The sequence below is a fragment of the Alteromonas sp. ALT199 genome, assembly GCF_018619335.1.
Taxonomy (GTDB): domain Bacteria; phylum Pseudomonadota; class Gammaproteobacteria; order Enterobacterales; family Alteromonadaceae; genus Alteromonas.
On sequence record NZ_JAHHDX010000126.1, the window covers coordinates 26,064 to 47,366 of the forward strand.

General features: G+C 43.6%; 11 protein-coding genes and 1 tRNA gene. 4 read left to right on the forward strand and 8 right to left on the reverse strand.

Going from position 1 to position 21,303, the window contains the following annotated elements:
* Positions 1–32: 32 nt before the first annotated feature.
* From KL866_RS13880 to KL866_RS13890, 3 genes are all read left to right on the forward strand, one after another.
* Entirely contained in the window at positions 33–1,103 is a 1,071-nt protein-coding gene (locus KL866_RS13880; protein WP_025256337.1) for a hypothetical protein, read from the forward strand.
* A gap of 28 nt (positions 1,104–1,131) precedes the next feature.
* Positions 1,132–2,229, forward strand: a complete 1,098-nt coding sequence (locus tag KL866_RS13885) for a HupE/UreJ family protein (RefSeq protein ID WP_251140056.1) — start codon at positions 1,132–1,134, stop codon at positions 2,227–2,229.
* 161 nt (positions 2,230–2,390) lie between these two features.
* A tRNA-Leu gene (locus KL866_RS13890) sits at positions 2,391–2,477 on the forward strand.
* 864 nt (positions 2,478–3,341) lie between these two features.
* Here KL866_RS13890 and KL866_RS13895 read toward each other — a convergent pair.
* The 8 genes from KL866_RS13895 to KL866_RS13925 form a co-directional block, all read right to left on the reverse strand.
* Positions 3,342–5,549 carry a GH92 family glycosyl hydrolase gene (locus KL866_RS13895; protein ID WP_214995536.1) on the reverse strand — a complete coding sequence of 736 codons (2,208 nt, stop codon included), beginning with the start codon at positions 5,547–5,549 and terminating at the stop codon, positions 3,342–3,344.
* 1 nt (position 5,550) lies between these two features.
* The gene (locus tag KL866_RS20650; RefSeq protein ID WP_409173987.1) at positions 5,551–6,669 is read right to left on the reverse strand and encodes a sodium:solute symporter family transporter; all 1,119 of its coding nucleotides are present in this window, start codon (positions 6,667–6,669) and stop codon (positions 5,551–5,553) included.
* Positions 6,642–7,343: a sodium:solute symporter family transporter gene (locus KL866_RS20655; RefSeq protein ID WP_409173988.1), complete on the reverse strand. Its 702-nt coding sequence runs from the start codon at positions 7,341–7,343 to the stop codon at positions 6,642–6,644. The genes KL866_RS20650 and KL866_RS20655 overlap by 28 nt, the downstream gene beginning before the upstream one ends.
* Entirely contained in the window at positions 7,334–9,859 is a 2,526-nt protein-coding gene (locus KL866_RS13905) for a glycosyl hydrolase 2 galactose-binding domain-containing protein (protein WP_214995538.1), read from the reverse strand. Before KL866_RS13905 ends, KL866_RS20655 begins: the two co-directional genes overlap by 10 nt.
* Before the next feature lie 61 nt (positions 9,860–9,920).
* Positions 9,921–11,621, reverse strand: coding sequence for an endo-beta-N-acetylglucosaminidase (locus tag KL866_RS13910; RefSeq protein ID WP_214995540.1), 1,701 nt, complete (start codon positions 11,619–11,621; stop codon positions 9,921–9,923).
* A 91-nt stretch (positions 11,622–11,712) separates the two neighbouring features.
* The gene (locus tag KL866_RS13915) at positions 11,713–14,457 is read right to left on the reverse strand and encodes a discoidin domain-containing protein (RefSeq protein WP_214995542.1); all 2,745 of its coding nucleotides are present in this window, start codon (positions 14,455–14,457) and stop codon (positions 11,713–11,715) included.
* A gap of 39 nt (positions 14,458–14,496) precedes the next feature.
* Positions 14,497–17,427, reverse strand: a complete 2,931-nt coding sequence (locus KL866_RS13920; RefSeq protein ID WP_214995544.1) for a TonB-dependent receptor — start codon at positions 17,425–17,427, stop codon at positions 14,497–14,499.
* Between the two features lie 259 nt (positions 17,428–17,686).
* Positions 17,687–18,691: a LacI family DNA-binding transcriptional regulator gene (locus KL866_RS13925; RefSeq protein ID WP_214995546.1), complete on the reverse strand. Its 1,005-nt coding sequence runs from the start codon at positions 18,689–18,691 to the stop codon at positions 17,687–17,689.
* Between the two features lie 265 nt (positions 18,692–18,956).
* On the opposite strand from KL866_RS13925, the gene KL866_RS13930 reads away from it, so the two are divergent.
* The gene (locus KL866_RS13930) at positions 18,957–21,302 is read left to right on the forward strand and encodes a GH92 family glycosyl hydrolase (protein WP_214995549.1); all 2,346 of its coding nucleotides are present in this window, start codon (positions 18,957–18,959) and stop codon (positions 21,300–21,302) included.
* Position 21,303 lies beyond the last annotated feature (1 nt).

The following is a 21,303-nucleotide window of genomic DNA, read 5'->3' on the forward strand; positions in this document are numbered from 1 at the left end:
AGCCAGGGAAGGCTTTTTTTAAGGAAGTAGCAATGAAGTTTGCAAAGCACTCAGCGCTGAAATTTGGTCTAGCAGGCGTATCGATAGCCCTCTCGACTTCTTTCACATATGCCCAATCGCAACAACTTGATTTCGATACCGTTATCGCAAGCTGGAAACCTCAACAGTTATCGATAGCAAATACAAATGAAGCAGAAAAATTGCTTTCATCGAGCCGCTATATTTCTTCAAAAGGCAACGAAAGAGAGCGTGTAACTCGTTTTACCAATTCAATGCGAGCAAACTTTACATCGTTAAATGCAGGGCAACAAGAGCGCTTAGTAATATTAGAAGCGCGCTTATTACAAGGCATTCATAGATTTGACCAGGCCCAAGAACACCTAAAGCAAATCACTCACTTTCACTCGCCGGCAGCTTACTTGCTTATGGCAGATATCGCCATGCAACAAGGGGACGCTAAAAGAGCAAAAGAAAACTGCGAAAAATTGGTAGGGAAAACAAGCTTTCTGATTGCGTTTACTTGTATAGTAAACGCTGAGTTTTCGAAAACCGCTCAGGCTAAGTTGCTACAAAAACTTAAGGCCTTTGAAGATTACACCAGTAATGCTCGGCCTGCTGAACGCCAGTGGTTTTACGAAGTCCTTGCGGATATGTCACTGCAACTTGGTAACGCCGAAGCAGCACTTGAATATTTATCACAAACTGAGTTTGAAGAACTTCCAATAAGTGCAATGTTAGTTTGGGCAGATGCTAATTTTCAACTAGAAAATTATGAGGCTGTTACCACCACCCTTACCCGTTATGTACTCAATATCAAAAAAGCAGATGACGGCTTGCTTTTGAAATGGGCAGTGGCCGAACGCGCACAAGATATAACGTCTTCAATGGTCCAATCTCAACTGTCAAAAAACATGAAAATTCGAGTGTGGCGAGAAGACAGCTCCCATGCAGCGCAAGTTGCCACCTACTTTTTAGACATAGAGCCTGATTATCCGCTAGCACTTAGATTTGCTGAGCTTAATTGGCAGTACGCTCAAGCGATAAGTGACAAAAGCCTTTTAGAACGAGCCCGTCGAGCTAATGATGTATCAAATAATGCTTAATGTTTTTAACCACCTCAGTGAACAAACTATGATTAGATTTGTTGTATTTCTTTTAGTAGCGACTTTTAGTTTTTCAACATTTTCTCACGAGCTAAGCAACGGTTATTTAACGCTTAAAAATGAATCTAACGAGACACTATCAGGCGAACTTTTGTTGAACCCCAAAGACATTGGGCAAGTTGCCGGGCTTGATACTAATAATGACGGTAATCTGACGTGGGGTGAAGTTAATAGATACCATAATCTAGCGAATGGTTACATTCAAAATCACCTGATAATTCGTGGTAGCGAGACACGTTGCACCGTTAGTGTTGCCCCTCCCACTATACGTGACATATCTGCAGAGTCATTACTGGTATATCCGCTGTCGGTGAATTGCGCTTTTTTAAATGAAGTATCGGTTCATTACACAGGTATAGTGAGCGACTTTCCTACACATAAACTACTTACTTCCATCACCCTTAATGAACAAACCAGTGTGCACGTTCTAGATGGTGAGCGCGGCTTTATCACTGTAGCCCTTCAAAACAACCATTGGGTTTCGCAATTTGGCGAGATGATTTACCAAGGTATTTGGCATATTTTTATTGGGCTAGACCATATCCTTTTTTTAGTCGCAACACTACTGACCGTTAACTTATTAAGAAAAAATAAACGCTGGGTAAAAGAACAGAGCAAAAAGCACATAATAAAAAGTACGGTAATTTTGGTCAGTACATTTACGCTAGCGCATTCAATTACTTTAACTGCTACGGCACTGGACTTTATTACCCTTAATAGCCGTATTGTTGAGCTAGGCATTGCTATTTCAGTGGTCATTACTGCGCTAAACAACGTGTACCCTATTATCATGCGTTTAAGGTTTATCACTTTTGGATTTGGCTTACTTCATGGCATGGGATTCGCGAGTGTGTTTGGCGATCTGAGTGCCCAAACGGGCAGTTTAGTGATGAACGTTCTCGCCTTTAATTTAGGTGTAGAAATAGGACAACTTGCCATAGTTGCACTGCTTCTACCTGTACTCATTGCGCTTAGAAACGCGAGAGTGTATTCAAAAGCCATTATGCCAATTGCGTCTTCAATCATTGCGATTATAGCAATTAACTGGACGCTGCAGCGTTGGTAAAAGTACGTGTGCCCTTGATTACTCGAGAAATAGATTCAGCCAAACCTGCTTTTGAACAATCTTTCGGCACTTAATCATAAAAAGCACAAAAAGTTGTTGTATAGGCGCGCCGCATCGCTATAATGCCAAGCATCAACACCACGTTGATAACCATACACAATGCCAGTGTGATGGAATTGGTAGACATGGCGGATTCAAAATCCGCTGCTAGCGATAGCGTGGCGGTTCAAGTCCGCCCACTGGTACCATCTTCTTCTAAAGAAGATACCCAAACCGACTTAAAGTCGGTTTTTTTGTGTCTGAAGTTCACGAATTTGCCACGCGAGCGTGTCGGCCGAGTGTCGGTCCAATCAAAGCCCCCCAATATTTAATAGCGATTCGTGTTCAATAACCGTTGTAAGTTAATCATTGATCAACTATTTCCGAAATAGGGCTAAATATTTCGTCAGGGATAAGCATTTTCCATGCTAATGCTTATTAACAGCAAGTTCAGACTCTCGTGTGAGTGCCCCACTAAACCTTTATATATTGATGACAAAGGTCATGAAAATATCTTACTGGGCGACACTTTTCTAAGGCACTTGCTGACGGTGGCTATCAGGTCGGTGAGCTAGTTAAACACTATTCCCCCGGTAGTACTATATTGAAACGCTAGACAAAGAAGATGCACTTGCCCGAACGTATCAGCTATTAAAAAGTGACAATGTCGTTATCTTTGAAGCAGCTCTTCAATATGACTCGATGTCTGTTCGCGTTGATATACTAAAAAAGATTGAGCTTTTTTAGATAAAAACTACGTCATATGACATTAAAGATGATGGCGACTTCAAAAACAAAATGACCAACTATAAATCAGCTCGGATGCCATATCTGTTGGATATCGCATTTCCATAGTACGTAACTAAAAAAGCACTTCCACAGAAGTTTGAAGATATTAGAGAACAAAATATCGAAAGGCCAAGTGGTGATAATTATTGAAGCATGGTTATATTGGACAGTTCAAAACTCGTACAGCGAGGGTACACTAAATAAAAACGTAGTGTGATTACGCCGAGATAAAGTAAAATTAATACTCTCATTTATTTTTGCGCAATCACACTACGTAGCTTAGGTTAAGGTAAGGTATCTCCCATTTCGAAAACAAGCTCCCCACCAGCCATAATTTGCTTATAAGAGACTGATCTCCCTACCTTTTCACCGTTAAGGGTTACCTGCTGAACATAATCGTTGCCAGCCTGCGTATCAGCTTTAATAGTGAAAGTATTACCACCTAAATTCAGGTCGACCTGTTCAAATTCAGGTGTTCCAAGCACGAACTCTCCATTTGCCGGATTAACAGGATAGAACCCTAGGGCACTAAATACATACCATGCTGACATTTGACCCACATCGTCGTTTCCGGCTAACCCGTCAGGCTGCGCCAAATACATAGTATCTCTAATTTCTTTTATCCTTTCTTCGCCCTTATGAGGTGTATCCGTCCATGCATAAAGGTAAGCAACATGGTGCACCGGCTCGTTTCCGTGGGCGTATTGACCAATAAGCCCTGATATATCAGGCGAAACATCGCCTTGCATATCTGAACTTGTTGAAAACAGCGTGTCTAGTTTGCTAGTAAACGCTTGCTTGCTGCCATATAGTTCGATTAGGCCATTTACATCGTGAGGAACAAAAAAGCTGTATTGCCAAGCATTGGCTTCTGTGTAGTCAGTCTTACGATGCTCTACATAAGTAGGGTTGAAAGGCGTCACCCAGTCTCCTTGAGCAGTTTTACCTCTCATAAAGCCAGTTGATTTGTCGAAAAGTGTCTTATATGCGTTGCTACGTTTAAAATAGCGCTGGGCTATTTCATTTTTTCCTAATTTAGCGGCAAGGGTAGCGATAGCCCAATCGTCATAAGCATACTCAAGGGTTTTAGATACCGCTTCTACTTCGAGTTCTGAGGGTACATAACCGTATTGTTCAAATAAGTCTATGCCAAATCTATCTTGAGTAGCCGACGCAATACTAGCTTCTAATAATAGCTCGCCATCTACATTAGTTAACCCTTTAAGATATGCATCCACAATAACAGGCACCGCGTGATATCCTATCATTACATCGGTTTCGTTGGACATGAGGTCCCATGAAGGTAATAAACCTGTTTCCTCATAAAAACTTAGCATAGATTTAACCATACCATCGACTCTTTCTGGGTTAGATATGGTTAGCAACGGATGAAGCGCTCTAAAGGTGTCCCATAATGAAAACAGCGAGTACCGTTCGAAAGACTCTTGATGCACGCTTCCATCAGCGCCATACGCTTTATTGTCTACATCGCCGATATGCTGGGGGGCGAGAAAAGAGTGATAAAGCGCAGTATAAAACTTCCTTTTATCCGTTTCATTATCGTCGTGAATGGCAAATTTCTCGAGTTGTTCACGCCATAATTTTGATGCCTTTCTGGCTAAGGTGTTAAAGTCAGCGCCATTTACCTCGTGTTCTAAATTCAACCTCGCGTTTTCAATACTCGTGTAAGATAGTGCCACGTTAACCTCTAACGCGGTGTTATCAATGTTGCCGAAATCCAGTACTACCTTTGTACTCTCAGCAGTTAGCTGATCGCCTTTTACAGGAGTGTTGCTTTGATATAACTGATGACTAAACGCTTGATTAAACGTAGCTGTAAAGTAAATAGGCTGCTTTTTCGCCCAGCCTGTAGACAGTCGATACCCGCTAATCGTATGTTCATCATCTACACGAATAAACGTCATTACAGGTTTATCAAAGTTTTGTGCATACTCTAGATCAATAAGCACTTTTGCGTTTTCTTCACCTGAAAAGGTATATTTGTGCGCACCTGTTCGAGTAGTAGCAGTGAGTTCTGCGGTAACTTTCTCATCATTTAAGCGCAGCGAATAGTAACCGGGCAACGCCTCTTCATCCGCATGACTATAAGACGTGTAAATTCTCCCTTTTTCGTCTTTCTCCCGCTTTGCATAATCCCCTCTAAATGGCATAAACAGAATATCCAGTAAGTCTCCTACACCTGTACCAGATAAATGGGTATGGCTAAACCCTAAAAGCGTATCATCTGAATAATGATAGCCCGATGTCCAATCCCATCCCTTAGAAGGATTATCTGGACTAAGCTGGACCATTCCGAAGGGCACAACAGCGCCGGGGAAGGTATGACCGTGCCCGCCTGTACCAATCATAGGGTCTACATATTCGAGCACGCCATCATGCTTCTGTGCATATTGGGTCGACGTATGGTTTGCTTGATTAGCGCATGCTACTACCGACATACTTAATAAAATACACAATGATATTCGTTTCATTTTAGTTTTCGTCCAACTTGTTAAGCCAATTAAATTTGAGGAATATTGAGGTCAGTACAGTAATTAACAGCGAGAAAAATACCCCGTCCCAATTTTGGATGATTAGATAAATAGGTGCGACGACTAAAGAAAGCTGCCACACGACGCCTACGGCCACATTGGTTAAATCTCTGCCAGGCGTTGCCTTAACTTCAATAGAAGGGTTCTGACTCAACAATTTATCTTTGATAGGTTTCCACACGCCCCATGGACGTACTTGGCGATAAAATTCACTTATATGCTCAATATCGTCAGCTTTGGTTAAAAGCGTTCCTAGTATGCATCCGGCAACACTTACCAATAGCAGGTAAGGAAATGCCATTAATGGGTGGAGATCAGGCATGGCTAGGGGGAATATTAACGCTGCCACCAACCCCGTCAACATACCCCAAAAATAACCGCCGGCATTAAAACGCCACCAATGCCATTTAAGTAAGTTAGCGGCAGCGTAACCGCCAAACAGAGCGCCGAAGATCCACTGCATAATGTCGTTTATACTGTCTAGGAATAAGCCCACTACCACCCCGATAATAACCAAGACTAAAGACACTACATAGCTGACTTTTACATAGGTACGTTCGCTTTGATTTGGCTTTATGTAACGTTTGTATACATCGTTTACGAAGTAAACTGGGGCAGCATTTAAAGATGCCGCTAGGGTGGACATAAATGCGGCCAGCAAACCGGCAATCAATAAGCCTTTTAATCCTATAGGAACGAATTCTGTGATCGCGTAAGGAAGCACCTGTTCGAAATCAAACCCTCCGCCTGCAAGCTGAATATCGGGGCCAAGATAAACCAGTGCTAATACGGTTAACCCAGTGACCATCATGTAGCGAGGAAAAAACATTACCAAGGAAACAAGGCCACTCATTTTAGCTGCCTCTTTAGGTGACTTTGTGGCTAATATTCGCTGCATATCATAGCTGGGAACGGGCCCCGCCATGCTTGTTAACGTCCCTTTGAAAAGCATCATCATAATCATTAGCCCAAACAACTCCATGTTGTCTTGCTGTATTTTTTGATTAACGCTATCAATAACACCGGACCAATTTAGGTCAAGTCGCCATGAGAAGAGCAAAGTATCCCAACCATCTGGGGTTGCCGCTTAATTTGCTCTGGGGTAACTAACGACATGGCGATTATTCCCACGGCTATCGCCGCGATGGTCATCAATACAAACTGCAAAACTTCAGTAAAGACAACGGAATACATTCCCCCTTTAATCACGTACAACACGGTGACGGAGAATATAATTAAGGCGTAATTATCCGCAGACAGGTCCCACGGAAAAAAGATTTCCGCAAACTTCCCTATACCTTTAAATGCATAAGCAATAAAGCCAACAGCACTAACCAAAGCGAATAATATAACGATAAACTGACACCATTTCGCTTCCCGGGTTTTGCCAAACCGTGTTTGCAGCCATTCGGCCCCCGTCATAACGTTTGAACGACGAAGCCAGACTGAAAGGTAAATCATCAAAAATATTTGATTAAAAATTGGCCACACCCAAGGTAACCAAGCGCTCTTGAGTCCATACACAAAACAAACGGATACAAGCCACATAGTGCCAGCTATATCAAACATACCTGACGCATTCGATACACCTAGCGCCCACCAAGGGATCCGGTTTCCAGCCAAGAAATACGACCCCATGTTTTTACTGGCAAGTCGCGATATATATAAGCCTAACCCTAACGTCCCCGCAAGATAGGCAAGTATAATTGCTATATCAATACTCGCTAACTGCACGGTGCCTCCAGGCAGTCGTTAAGACTGAGTAGGGAAAGCGATGAACGCACCTCATTCATATCGCTAGCGAAGCTTTCACCTAACGAAGCTGTAAGTGTTTTAGGTTGTTCTGGCAAAAGGTCGATAAAATTATCATCGAACTGAACATGACTTCCTTCCAATTCAACATAAAGTTGTCTAACTACTGACTTTGCCGTTAATGTAATTGCAAGGCGCTGTTCTTGAACTTGGACGTCAATATCAACATCCAGTCGCGCTAGCTTTTGAGCTACTGGCGGCGCAAGGAAGAAATGATTACTGACTAGAGTAGAACCGCCCTGGGGACGAAACACTGCTTCAATATAAGCACTATCCCTTTTTATTGAGGATAACGTCTGATTCAACGCCATATCTACAATTGGCCCGTTCTCATTAGCCGGCGCGGTAACCTCAACCACAGAAGAATATAGAAGTAGGCCATCGAGGGTTTTAACGTTAATAACGCAATCTCCCCGCTGAGTTGTAAGTGTGTCGTTTAACAGAAAAATAGAAAATTCATCCGGTTCAAGCTCTTCTATTGTAAGAGAGAGGGGGGCGAAGCTTCTTTTCGCCTGATAGTGAAGCGCCTTCCACTTACCGTAATAATCAATGCCCGACCACGAAGCAGCTGGCCAGGTGTCATTGAGTTGCCAATACAAGGTGCCCATACAATAAGGTTTCGCCCTACGGTGGGCATCGAAGGCTAATTTTAATCCTTCGGCTTGCTGAACTTGGCTAAGATACACCAAGTGTTCAAATGTGCGCGCGCTGGGGTACACGCCATCCATATAGGAAGCAATAAGACCATTGCCGCGGGGATGTTTTTGGTGAACAGTCATAACAGGAGAAGTAAGCGCTTGATCTTTTGCAAGTGTAAACTTGTCTATCGACGCTTTTAACGGAAAGCTTTGAAATCCATACTCTGTCATAAAACGCGGTACGCGCTTTTGATATTCACTAAAGGGTTCTTCTCCATGCCAAACCCCCCAGTAATGGTGATTGGCGATATGATCAGCGTCTTCTTCCCAAAAAGAAATGGGCGAGGAGCGAACATAATAGCGCTGGCTGTCTAAGGAGTTAACCACGTTTCTCAGCAATACATCAAAAAGCCTAGTGTAATCTTTTTTTAGTTTCGCAAAAACGTCGTCATTGTAGCCAAACTTATCCGCCCAATCCCAATGTTTGATGGCCATATCAACTTCATTGTTTCCACACCACAGCGCTATACAAGGATGGTTGCGTAGACGTTTTACTTGTTGCGTAGCCTCTTCTTTAACGTTGTTTAAAAACGCTTCATCGCCTGGATATAGCGTACAGGCGAACATGAAGTCTTGCCAAATGAGTACACCATTTTGGTCAGCCAATTCATAAAACCGCTTAGTTTGATAAACTCCGCCACCCCAAACGCGCAACATATTCATATTCGCCGACACCACCGAAGCGAATTCTTGCTCTAGCCTTGCGTCGTCCACGCGATGTATAAAGCTATCTGAAGGAATGTAGTTTGCGCCCTTCATGAACACAGGATGTCCATTGACTTTAAGGTAAAACGACTGCCCTTGGGCGTCGTTTTCATTCACTACTTCCACCGTGCGAAGACCAAACCTTGTTTCAAACGTGTCTGTCGCGTTTGAAAGCGTGACCTCTAAATTATAAAGATAAGCGTCGCCCATACCATTGGGCCACCAGCGTCTCGGGGCATCTATTTCAACGCGCTGGGTAATTACAACAAGGTCTTGTTGAACCTCAACTTCGCTATTGGTAACAAAAGCTTCTTGGTTAATCTTAACTTGTGGGGTGGTTAACTGCGCATCCTCACCTTCTAGCGTAGAAATGATATCTATAACCGCTTTCTCATCCGTTAGAGAAACTTGTGAAACCTGTACATCCGTAATTCTTACCGGCGTTACCCCTTGTAGGTAAATAGGTAAATAAATACCACTGGTGACAAAACGCGGCCCCCAGTCCCAGCCAAAATGGCAGGGAGCTTTACGGCAATAGACACTTAACTTATCCTCAGATTTGTCATTTTCTGCAGGGTAAGCGAATCCCGCTTCTTCGTAGTAAGGACGAACAGTTTTAATCGGTGAGTGAAAATACAGTTCAAGTGTGTTCTCTTCATCGAGCAAATGCGCTTTGCATAGAAAACGACGTTGAACAAACATGTTTTCACTCACGCCTAACAGGTGTCCATTAAGGTAGACATCGCAGAAGGTATCAAGACCTTCAGCTACCAATGCAATTTCATCGAACTGACGCAAAGTGTCATCTAGGCGAAAGGTTGTTTTATAAACCCAATCGTTTTGCTCTATCCACTGAAGCTTTGTTTCATTATCACGATAGAAAGGGTCTTCAATTAACCCGTTTTCATGCAAATCAGTAAAGTTGCAGCCAGGCACTTGGGCGTCGTACCACATACTCGTATTTGCTTGGCGGAATTTCCATCCACCACAGAGCGATTGATTAACTCGGTTAGGAAAAAAAGTGTTTGATGACATAGTAGCCTTACGAAAGGTGCAAATACTGCACCCTCAAAATTAGTTAAAAAGGAAAAATGACTTATCGTGATACTGCAATAGCACCAATAAGGCCGGTTGATTCAGCCGTCGAACTTACGTTAATGCTAATGCTGCTTAGTGATGCCGCACTATCAGGCGCTAGCTTAAATATATGCTCTTTCCACGACGGGCTTTTAGATAAAGGAAACGTTTTTGTCGTACCATTAGTATATTCAACGATGACAGAGACCATGTCTGCTTCACCTTTACTGACAACACTCAACGCTGGGGTACTCGATAACTGACCCAAAATTTTATACAGGGGTACGGTGGCGTTAGCGGGACCGTTTGCGTGTATACGTAACGCACTTCCTCCTTGATAAGCGTCTTCAAAGGTATAGTTAACCTCAATATCATCGCCATCTACTGCAAAGTGCCATGTTGGAGGTATTGATTGCTGGGAAATATCTGTCCATGCGTCGCCTATAAGGTGGCCATTTTTGAACATCTTCTTTCCGTGCCCAACATTAAAATAAGTACTGAAAGGAAGAGACAAAATAGTGGTTTTGGCCGGCAACCATGCAGCAACACCCTTAAATCCTTTTGTGTCAGTCGTCAGCACGTTAAGGTCGTCGCCGTTAAACAGTCGCTGCTCAGTATTATGAAAAGCAAGCACATTCTCAGGATTTGCGCTTAAATTAGCAAAGGCGGGGGTATGGCTGTTACCAGAAAAATTAAAGTTTACGTTAGGTGCAAATAATGCAATTGATGTTTTTGCAGTGGCTTTATCAAATAACCACTCTAACCATTCATTGCGACTAAAGGCACGCTGAGCATTGCGGTCAGGCCATAAGTCAACGCCCATAAAAACATCATATGGACTACGTCCTATCGCGTAAGCATAGTCGACACTATCGTCAACCATTGCTTCGTCCCACCAATAATTAATAAAAATAGCATCACTGGTACGTTTTTCTTGCTGTAGGAACATAGCATTTTGTGCATTAAGCATATTTTGCCACCTGACCTTTCCATTCATCAGCATAGAGTCGTACCAGTGTACTTCCATATTTTTAGGTGAATTGGCCGTCAGATACTGCATAAAGAGACGCATTTTATTTGCAAGTTCTTTACCGCGAACATTATCAAACGTATCTTCAACTAACGCATTGTCTTCGTCTTTGATGACGGTAAGGTCGGTTTCTTGATTAATTAACCAGCCATCAAAGTTATAGTATTTTGCTATCGAAATAAGGCGGTCTGCGTAAACAAAACGTCCCTTTTCGTCCTGCTCGACTAGTTGAGCTATAGTATCGGGATTTCCTCCCCATCTAGCGACCGCTAAGAATACAGAACCTAGCACTTTAACACCGTTCTCATGGGCTTTATCTACCCAGGCTCTTGAGGGTATCTGTACGGTTTTTTCGGCCGTACCAGCGAACCAGTTTAAAATGTCAATATTTGGCCAATGGTTAAAGATATAGTGTTCACTGCCGTCTAAGGGATATTGGGCATTTGCAAAATTGTTCATGCCATCGGGGGCATAAAGTACTCTCGCGGGAGTCTCGTTTATTTGGTGAGGTAGAGGAGCACTGACCCGCTTCGCTAACGGCGTAACCGCAATATTATCCGGGGCTGCTAACGAGGAAGTAGGTGACCAAGCCTTTACCTCATCAAGCGTTAGCTCGTAAGGCGCTCCTGATTGCTTTGCGAAAACGAACGTCGAAAAAATTAACCCTAACGCCAACGCGAAGCATCTCATGGGTTTTCTCCTATAAGTATTAAAAATGGTGAATGATTGTGTAGTGGGGAAATGGCATCGACGCGAACGTCGATGCCAGTACATACATTTTTTATAGCTGTGGACCTAATAATTCAAATTCAGCCACCTGCATCAAGCTATCATCGCCTTTATTTTTGGTAATGTTGATACGGTATAAATTGAATGCGCTTCCGTTACTGGTAGTAAATACCCTGCGTTGGAGGCGATCATCAAAGGTCTCCCCTGCCCAACTTCCAATTTCGAACCAGGTTGTACCGCCATCATTAGAGCCTAAAAGAGAGAAGTTTTCAGGGTCGCGCGATGGCGCATCATTAGCACTGGTAATGGTAAATTGGTTTACTACTGTTGGGGAGGATAATGCGACTTCCACCCAAGATGGTTGTTCTACAGAAGGGATACCGCCGTTGTCTAACCATTTAGTCGCTATCGCATTGTCAAAGGCCATTTCGCCCGCCTCTGCATCACTAATAGCAGCACGTGCAGTAACCACTTTATCTGCACTATCAGTATGGTCTATTGCAGCATAATCGGTACCGAATAAGCCTAACTCTGCAACTTGCATTAAGCTATCATCACCCTTATTTTTAGTGATATTAATCTTATAATGCGTAAATGCTTGCATATTCGAAAGGCTATAAATTTGGGTTTCCGCTCTTTCCTCGAAACTGATACCAGCCCATTCGCCAAGTGTTACCCACGTTTCTCCATCATGGGATGCCAGTAAAGTGACATTCTCCGGATCTCTGCTAGGGGCGTCATTAGCACTAGTAATAGTGAATGTATTAACAGCTTTTGGTGCAGGTAATGTGACGGTAGCGAAACTTGGATCTTCTACCGAAGGGATACCCGTATTATCTAACCACTTTGTGGAGGCATCACCATCGAATGCAAACTCGCCTGCTTCCGCTTCACTGATAGCGCCACGGTAATCAATTGTTACGCCATCTGCTGTAGCATGATTTACTGGAGCCTGTGTAGGCCCAATAAGAGAAAGCTCTGCTACCTGCATCAAGCTATCATCGCCGCTATTTTTAGAAATGTTAATTCTATAAAGAGCATATGATTTCGGGTTTTGGAAACTTAACCACTTTCGTTCAAATCGGCTATCGAAGGTTTCACCTACCCACGCCGCTACTTCGTTCCACGTTTCACCGCCATCGTTTGAACCCAACAGACTGAAATTTTCAGGGTCGCGCGATGGTGCATCGTTTGCACTGGTTATCGCAAGAACATTAATATTAACCGGGCTTGCAAAGCTTACATCTACCCAAGACGGCGCTTCTTCGGTGGGCACACCAGTATCATCGAGCCATTTTGTATTAACGTCTAAATCAAACGCCATTGCTGGGGCTTCGGCGTCGCCAATGAAACCACGCCCTTCTATTGACGTGGCATTAGATGAATGCACGATGGCAGACTCTAAGGGGCCGGATAGTCCAATTTCCGCTACCTGCATTAAATTACTGTCGCCTTTGTTTTTCGTGATATTCACACGGTAATGGCGGTAAGCGAGAGAATTATTTAATGTAAGGTGCTGGGTTTCAAAACGCTCATCAAAAGATACGCCCGCCCATTCACCAAGCGTTACCCATGTTTCACCGTCTAAAGAGGCTTCTAGAGACAGGTTCTCAGGGTCACGTTCGGGTGCGTCATTAGCACTCGTCAAGGATAAAGTATTAACCGGCACCGCGTCTTCAAAACTGATGGCAATCCACGAAGGATCCTCTACCGAAGGAATGCTGGCATTATCCAGCCACTTAGTTTGCGTATCTTTGTCTAAAGCTTTATCGCCCGACTCCCCATCACTAATCGCAGCCCGCCAGGTAATGTCGGCGGATGCCAAATTAGCGGCAGTAGTGTACTCAATTAGCGGGCCGCCGCCTTGAGACTCTATAGCCACTGGCAAGTCAACATTAATGATGCTTTCTGGTTCCATACCTAACGCGCTAACTACAGGGTGTGCGCTAAGGGCAGTAAGTAGTTGTTCTCGAATCGCTGTTAACGCGTCGGTATCTCCCGCGGCAGCTTGCATTACATTTGCCTTCATGGTCTCAAGGTGTTGAGCAAGTGTTGTATCTTCAGGCATATACGCAAAGGCAGCATTTATTAGCGACGCATTTAGTGACTTTGCATCCAACCCAGCTACACTTTCAACGCTCTCAACGCTAACCACGGGTGTTGCAAAAACATCAAAATTTGACGTTTCATAGCCAAGAATACGCATTAGCATAACGCTAAACTCAGCTTGTGCTGGCGCCAATGTAGCCAATGCTGAAATATTCCGCCCTTCTTCGATTGCCTGCTCAAGTAATGCAGAGGCTAGTGTAGTTAATACAGTAGCCTGGAAGGTCGCTTCAGGTTCACCATCTTCTTGTGTACCTAATGGCGCAGATACCCAGCTCAAGGTAGTAAGCTTAGTACCGGCAAGTGCCTCTGCATCAACATTTTCGCCTAAACCAGCGATACCACATGCGCTTGTATCGCATACCATAGTAGCGTTTTCGCCGGCGAGTGCTTCGACACGGTAAATACCGTTAAAGGCGTAACCGGGTGACGAGGTTAAGGTTAAAAATACGTCGCCATTACTGTCTGTCTGCGCATTCGTTGTGGTTGCGGCTCCGCCAACAATAGGCGCTACCGATATATCCGCGCCTATCATGGTGCCTTTAGTTACCGAGCCAGAAAGTTCTGCTTGCGTACTAACAGGTGTGGGTGCGCTTTCAGGTTTAGGATCATCTCCCCCTTTACACGCGCTTAATAGACCTAATACTACCGCCACAGATAGAGATACTTTTGTTAACGTGAATTTTTTCATAATATGTCCTATTCGATTTTTTATCGTTAAATTCTGAGACTAGAAGCTATATGTCGCGCCGATATAGAATCGACGGCCCGCGTAACTGGTGCCGTAAAGGCGAGAGTCCACATCGTTTCCGAGTCGAGACACTGACTCTTCTTCGGTGAGGTTCACTACTGACGCACTAATTATAATATCTTCGGTTAACGAATAAGACGCATTTATGTCGACTTGCGTATAGGGGTCTTGGTATACATTAAAGCCGCTGGCCAGGCCTAGCACAGTGTCGCCTCGCTTATTCCAAGAAGCGCGAACGCTATAGTCATCAGTCTCATAATAGGCAGATAAGTTGTATTGGTATTTTGCGCTACCCACGAGTGCTGATTGGCCTTCTACTTCGCCATTTACAGATACATCCGCTTTATTAGTGATGTTTCGCGTGTAGTTGGCGTATAAGCCAAAACCACTCTCAAACGCATGTTGAATGAACAACTCTAAACCCTTAGATTTAGCGTTGGAGCCGTTTCCAGAGGTTGAATAGGGGGTAATTGTGATTTCACCCGCCGGAACGATATCTTCAAACCCGGCATAGTCGGTGGTGCGGTCGATAACAAGAGGTACAATGAAATTATCAACTTTTTTGTAAAATAACGCAGAACCAATGGCCGACCCTTCGCCATAATAGTACTCTACAGAAATATCGAACTGTTTAGATAGATAAGGCTCTAACTCCTTATTACCACCACTACCTGAAAATCCGGGAAGCTCATTGAACTCGGCCCGATCAGAGGCCCACTCATCGGAAACGAAAGTCACTCTTTCTTGTGAACCTAGCGCGCTGTATCCAGGTCGAGACATCACTTTTGCAGCAGCTAAACGTACCACTAAGTTCTCGCCCGCATCCCATACTACATTTAAGCTAGGCAGTACTTCTGTATAAGTATTTTTTGATTCGATAAGCTCGTATTGCTCACGGAACCGATCGTCTCCCACTACAGGCTCGCCGGTTTCATCATCAACGTTATCTAAGAAGTAGGTGTAAAGGTCGGTTGATGCCGCAGTGGTCGTAGTTTCCACAACCCGTAAACCTAGGTTCCCTCGAAAATCTGCGTAGTCGAACTCACCTTGTATGTAAGCCGCTTTAATTTCTTCTTCAATATCGTAAACGAACTGATCTTCGATGCGTGTGTATGGCGTGTAGTTTGATACCACGAGATCTCTGTATTTTTCCCAATTGATCGTAGGCATCAAATTAATATCGAACCCACCAGCGATATTGCCTTCACCCGAGGTGTTTAGCACCTCTTCGGCACTCGGCATTCCCCCATTCCACTGGTAGCTATCAAACACATCAATCCCATCCTCAGTGGCTTCCGCTGCTGCAATATCGAAATCAGGGTCTAGGAAGAAATTGTTGCCGGTTTCTCTGTGTAGTTCACCTTTACGATATTTTGCGCCTGTTTTGATGGTATGGAACATACCCCAGTCAACGTATATATCTAAGTCAAGCTGGGCATATTTTTCTTCTAGTTCACTGTTTACAAAGCTGGAACCTGATGAACCTGGGTCAGCTGCACCACCCACGCCTGACAACAACGCATTAAGTGTGTTGGGATCCATATACATGGATAGGCGATCAGAACCAAGTGACCAGCCCGCATATTGCGCTGCGTTTTCTACAAAGTCGTCTCCTTGGCCCCAGTTTGAGCTTTTATACGCTGCCTCCCAGTTTTCTGTGGGTCCGCCTTCCGCTTCTGTTTGACCAAACTTGAAATTCGCGACGAATTCATCGCCTTCATATTCAAACCCTAAATCAAAGGTATCTGAGGTAGACTCTTCTCGCGTGTACGTGCCACGGATCCAAGGAAATTGCATATCGTTTTCAACGCCGCCAGCGCCCACTACATAGTCGATACCAACTATGTTCAGACCCGCTTCATCTAGGGTAACATCACTGATGAAATTAGGACTAAGCGACCATTCAGGAATATCAATAACCGATAGCGTTCTATCTTGCCCCAGTTCAAAACCAAAGTAGTTCGCGGTTATTTCTAGGCGATCAGTAGGTCTCCATTGCCCTGTAAGCTGGATACCTTCGCGCTGTCTATCCTCTTTAACGACGGACGTTCTAGCTACCTGTGGAAAATAGACATCACTATAGGTATTCCCTGTAGCATCGTTAAGTGCTGCCCACGGGTTATTGTTATTAATAGCATTTCCATTCGCATCAACTGCGTTACCGGCCTCTCCAGTCCACCGCCAAACATTCGCGTTGGTGCCACCAGAGAGAGTACGATTTGTTCTATCTTGCTTGGTAAAACCGACTAAAAAGCCAAGCGTTTCCTCTTCATTTTTCCATGAATAAAGGGCGGTGCCTTGCGGCTCATAATCTTCAGTTACATCCGCATAAGTCGCTTCAATATTCAGTACGCCTGAATTAGCGTCCATTTCAAAGGGCTTTCTCGTATGCAGCAATACGGTGCCGCCGACGCCGCCTTCATCTAAACGAGCTTCAGAGGACTTGAACACTTCTACTTTTTTGATCATAGCGGAAGGAAGTAGCGTGTAATCAAATGAGCGTGAAGGCTCACCCGGAGAAGATGCAATAAAGTTACCATTTAATTGAGTAAAAGTGAGGTCTGAGCTTAGTCCTCGAATACTCACGCTAGCGCCTTCGCCCCCATCTCGCTGTATGACAACACCAGGTACCCTTTGTAGTGAATCTGCAACGTTTTTATCAGGGAATTTACCAATATCTTCCGCCGTAATTGCATCGACTACTGCTTGAGAAAGCCTTTTGGTAGCAAGGTTTTCCGCCATACTCGATCGAATACCTTTTACTTCAATAACTTCTAACGCTGCTTCTTCGGCGTCAGTAGTCTGCTGGGCGTACACTGGGTTCATTGCAGTCGCGACTGCCATACATAACAGTGATTTACCAAATGTACGGGTCATAGACATATCATCTTCTTTCTTTTGGGTAGCCATGTGGTGCGTCTCCATCCTTCATGTAATCGTAAACAAAGCTACGATGAGGAAAGTAAATTAAATTTATATTTATACATTTTTCATTCACTTACGACTTACGCAAGCTTTACTTGACTGAATTCATTACACAGCAAGTTATGTAATCGTTTTCAGTTAGAGCTTGATATTATGACTGTGTTAAGAAGTTGTCAACAGATCTGAGGCGAATTTATTTACAAAATGTTAACGTAGATGGTGGGATAAAGGCATTTAATTAATTCTAGCGTTTGGCGGGACCAGAACTTTCTCTTTCCAGTAACTGAAACGGTAAGATTTCTCTTTTTCTTGTAAGTTCTTCATTTTTCATCATTTTTACTAATACATCTACGGCCCGTTTACCCATATCGAAGGCAGGTTGATCTACTGTAGTGAGGGGCGGGTTTACATACCCAGATACTCTCACGTTATCAAAACCGGTTATAGAGATATCCTTAGGAATGGATATACCACGCCTGGTTAGCTCAAAGAGCGCGCCCATAGCAATATCATCGTTGAAGCAGCAAATAGCGGTGGGGCGATGGGGTAATTTTAATAATTCCTTTACGCCCTCTACGCCTGTATCTAAATCGTAACTCTCACCGACTAACGATGACTCCTCAAAATTAATTCCCTCTTCGGACAACACACTTTTCATACCCGCTAGGCGGTCGTGAAAAATTTGTGAGCTTCGCTGACCTGCAATAAATCCAAATTTTTCATGACCATAGCTTACCAAATGATTCATTATCGCCCTACCCGCAGCGTAATTATCTAGCTCGATATACGGGTAGTCTTTCCCTGTAACCCGTTCACATACACTCACTAGGGGCACGTTTTTAGATAGATCTTCATCAGCCTCGGAGAACGGAAATGAGTGATCAAGTTGTATTAATCCATCCGCCCTATTAGATAACAGCATGCTAGCGTATTCGTTCTCGCGCTTATGTTCGCCTTGTGTATCACCTAATAGTACTGAGTATCCATGTTCTTGCGCACCTTTTTCAATACCTTCAATAATGCGCATGAAAAAGGGGTTTACCAAGTTAGGCACTAAAACAACGATGGAATTTGACTTACCACTTTTCACACTGCTTGCTAACCAATTAGGCCGATAACCTGCGGTTTTCACCGCCTCCATTACTTTTTCTCGGGTTTTAACATTGACTAAAGAGGGATTTTTGAGGGCACGTGAAACCGTGGCCGTCGAAACGCCTGCCAGTTCACTTACTTTTTTAATGTTGGTCATTTTAATCCTTTTTAAGAGCCATCAATGTCTAATGGAGACAGTAGAGGTGCTTATAATACCGTCTACTTGCATACATTAGCAACAACAAAGAGTAAACGATTACATTCTACCAATATACCGGGGATTTTAGCCCTTAATAGGGGAAGAAGAGCAATTTTATGCAATTGATTATAGATTTTCAGATTGTAATCGATTACAGTTCTCAGCAATCATTATTATAACCATTGATTTACATCTATTATACAAGGTGTGGAACGGATAAATCATGAATTTACGCAAAACTTTTATTATTCCTATACTTGCAGGCTCCCTCCTAGCAGCTTGTAGCAATAAGCAGCAACTCGATCACCACACGAGTAGCGAGGCCCCGACGTCAGTCAACTTGGTTCAAGAGGATTTAGTTCAATACATTAATCCATTGATGGGTAGCGATTCAAAATTTAGCCTATCAAATGGCAATACCTATCCGGCGATTGCTACGCCTTGGGCGATGAATTTTTGGACCCCAATGACAGCCCCTATAGGCGATGGTTGGACATACAAATACGACGACGAAAAAATTAGAGGAATAAAACAAACCCACCAACCAAGCCCATGGCTAAACGACTACGGTGCTTTTGCTTTAATGCCTGTAACGGGCGGTATTAAATTCAATCAGGACGAGCGCGCTTCATGGTTTTCTCATAAAGCAGAAACGTCTTCGCCTAACTATTATTCGGTCTACCTTGCTGATCACGATGTGACCGCTGAGGTTACCCCTACAGAAAGAGCAGCCCAATTTAGGTTCACATTTCCAAAAACCGAAGACGCCTATATTGTATTAGATGCTTTTGAAAAAGGATCGAAAGTAACGATTTTACCCGATGAACAGAAGATTATAGGTTACACAAAATACAATCACGGGGGCGTACCAAGTAACTTTAAAAATTACTTCGTGCTTAGCTTTGATAAACCTTTTACCACTTCCCACACATGGCACGATGGCTATGAGTTGGCGCTAAATACGACAGAAAATGAAGGTGACCACGTAGGAGCCATTATTGGGTTTAGCACCGCGGATAATGAGCAAGTGACAGTAAAAGTGGCTTCTTCGTTTATTAGCCTAGCGCAAGCGGAATTAAACCTAGAGCGCGAGATAGGCACAGATAGCTTTGAAATAACGCGACAAAAAGCTTTTGAAGCATGGCAGCGTGAATTATCCCGGATAGTGATTGAAGATGACAACCTTGATAACGTAAAAACCTTCTACTCTGCGCTTTATCGCGTACTCCTATTTCCACGAAAGTTTTACGAAATAAATGCACAGGATGAAGTTGTGCATTACAGCCCGTACAACGGCGAAGTATTACCAGGTTATATGTTCACCGATAACGGCTTTTGGGATACTTTCAGAGCTGTATTTCCTTTCTTCTCATTGATGTACCCTGATTTAAACGCCCAGATAATGGAAGGGTTAGCTAACACGTATAAAGAGTCGGGTTGGCTTCCTGAATGGGCAAGCCCTGGCCACCGTAATGTCATGATCGGATCGAACTCGGCGGTAAATATCGCAGACGCCTATATGAAAGGCATAACCGATATTGATATCGACACCCTCTATGAAGCAGCAGTTAAAAATGCAGAAGTGAATATTAATAGACCCATGACGTCTGTTGGCCGTGAAGGTTTAACCTATTATAACGATCTAGGGTATGTTCCCTATGATGTTGGGATACACGAAAACGCAGCTCGTACATTAGAGTACGCATTTGCAGACTTCAGCTTGTATCAGTTAGCTAAAAAACTAGGTAAGCAGGCAGATGCCGATAAGTATCTAGCAAGAAGCATGAACTATAAAAACCTCTTCGACCCATCAACAGGCTGGATGAGAGGAAAAAATAAAGATGGGAGTTTCCAAGCGCCCTTCAACCCTCTTAAATGGGGTGACGCATTCACTGAAGGAAATGCGCTTCACTATACATGGTCAGTTTTTCACGATATTGAAGGTTTGAAAAAACTGATGGGTGGAAACGAAGCCTTTATTGAAAAACTCGATACTGTTTTTGAAATGCCTCCGGTATTTGACGACAGTTATTACGGCTTTACTATTCATGAAATCCGTGAGATGCAAATTGTAGATATGGGTAATTATGCCCACGGCAATCAACCCATCCAACATATGATCTATTTATACAGCTATGCTGGCCAGCCTTGGAAAACCCAAGCTTATGTTAGAGATGTGATGGATAAGCTATACATGGCAACGCCTGATGGGTATAGCGGCGACGAAGACAATGGCCAAACGTCAGCTTGGTATGTTTTCAGCGCCTTAGGCTTCTACCCAGTTACGCCAGGTGTTGATCAGTTTGTATTAGGTAGCCCGCTTTTTGACAAAGTGACTATGACAATGCCCAACGGTACTCCCTTCACTATCACCACCAAAAGCAACTCAGAATCTGCCGTATATGTGGATGATGTGCAGCTAAACGGCAGTACATGGAATAAAACCTGGGTCGGTTTAGATGCTCTTCAGTCGGGCGGCACTATGACATTCGATATGAGCGAAACGCCAAACAAAACACGCGCTATCAATGCTGACGCATGGCCGTTTTCACTTTCTTTAACTCAGTAAA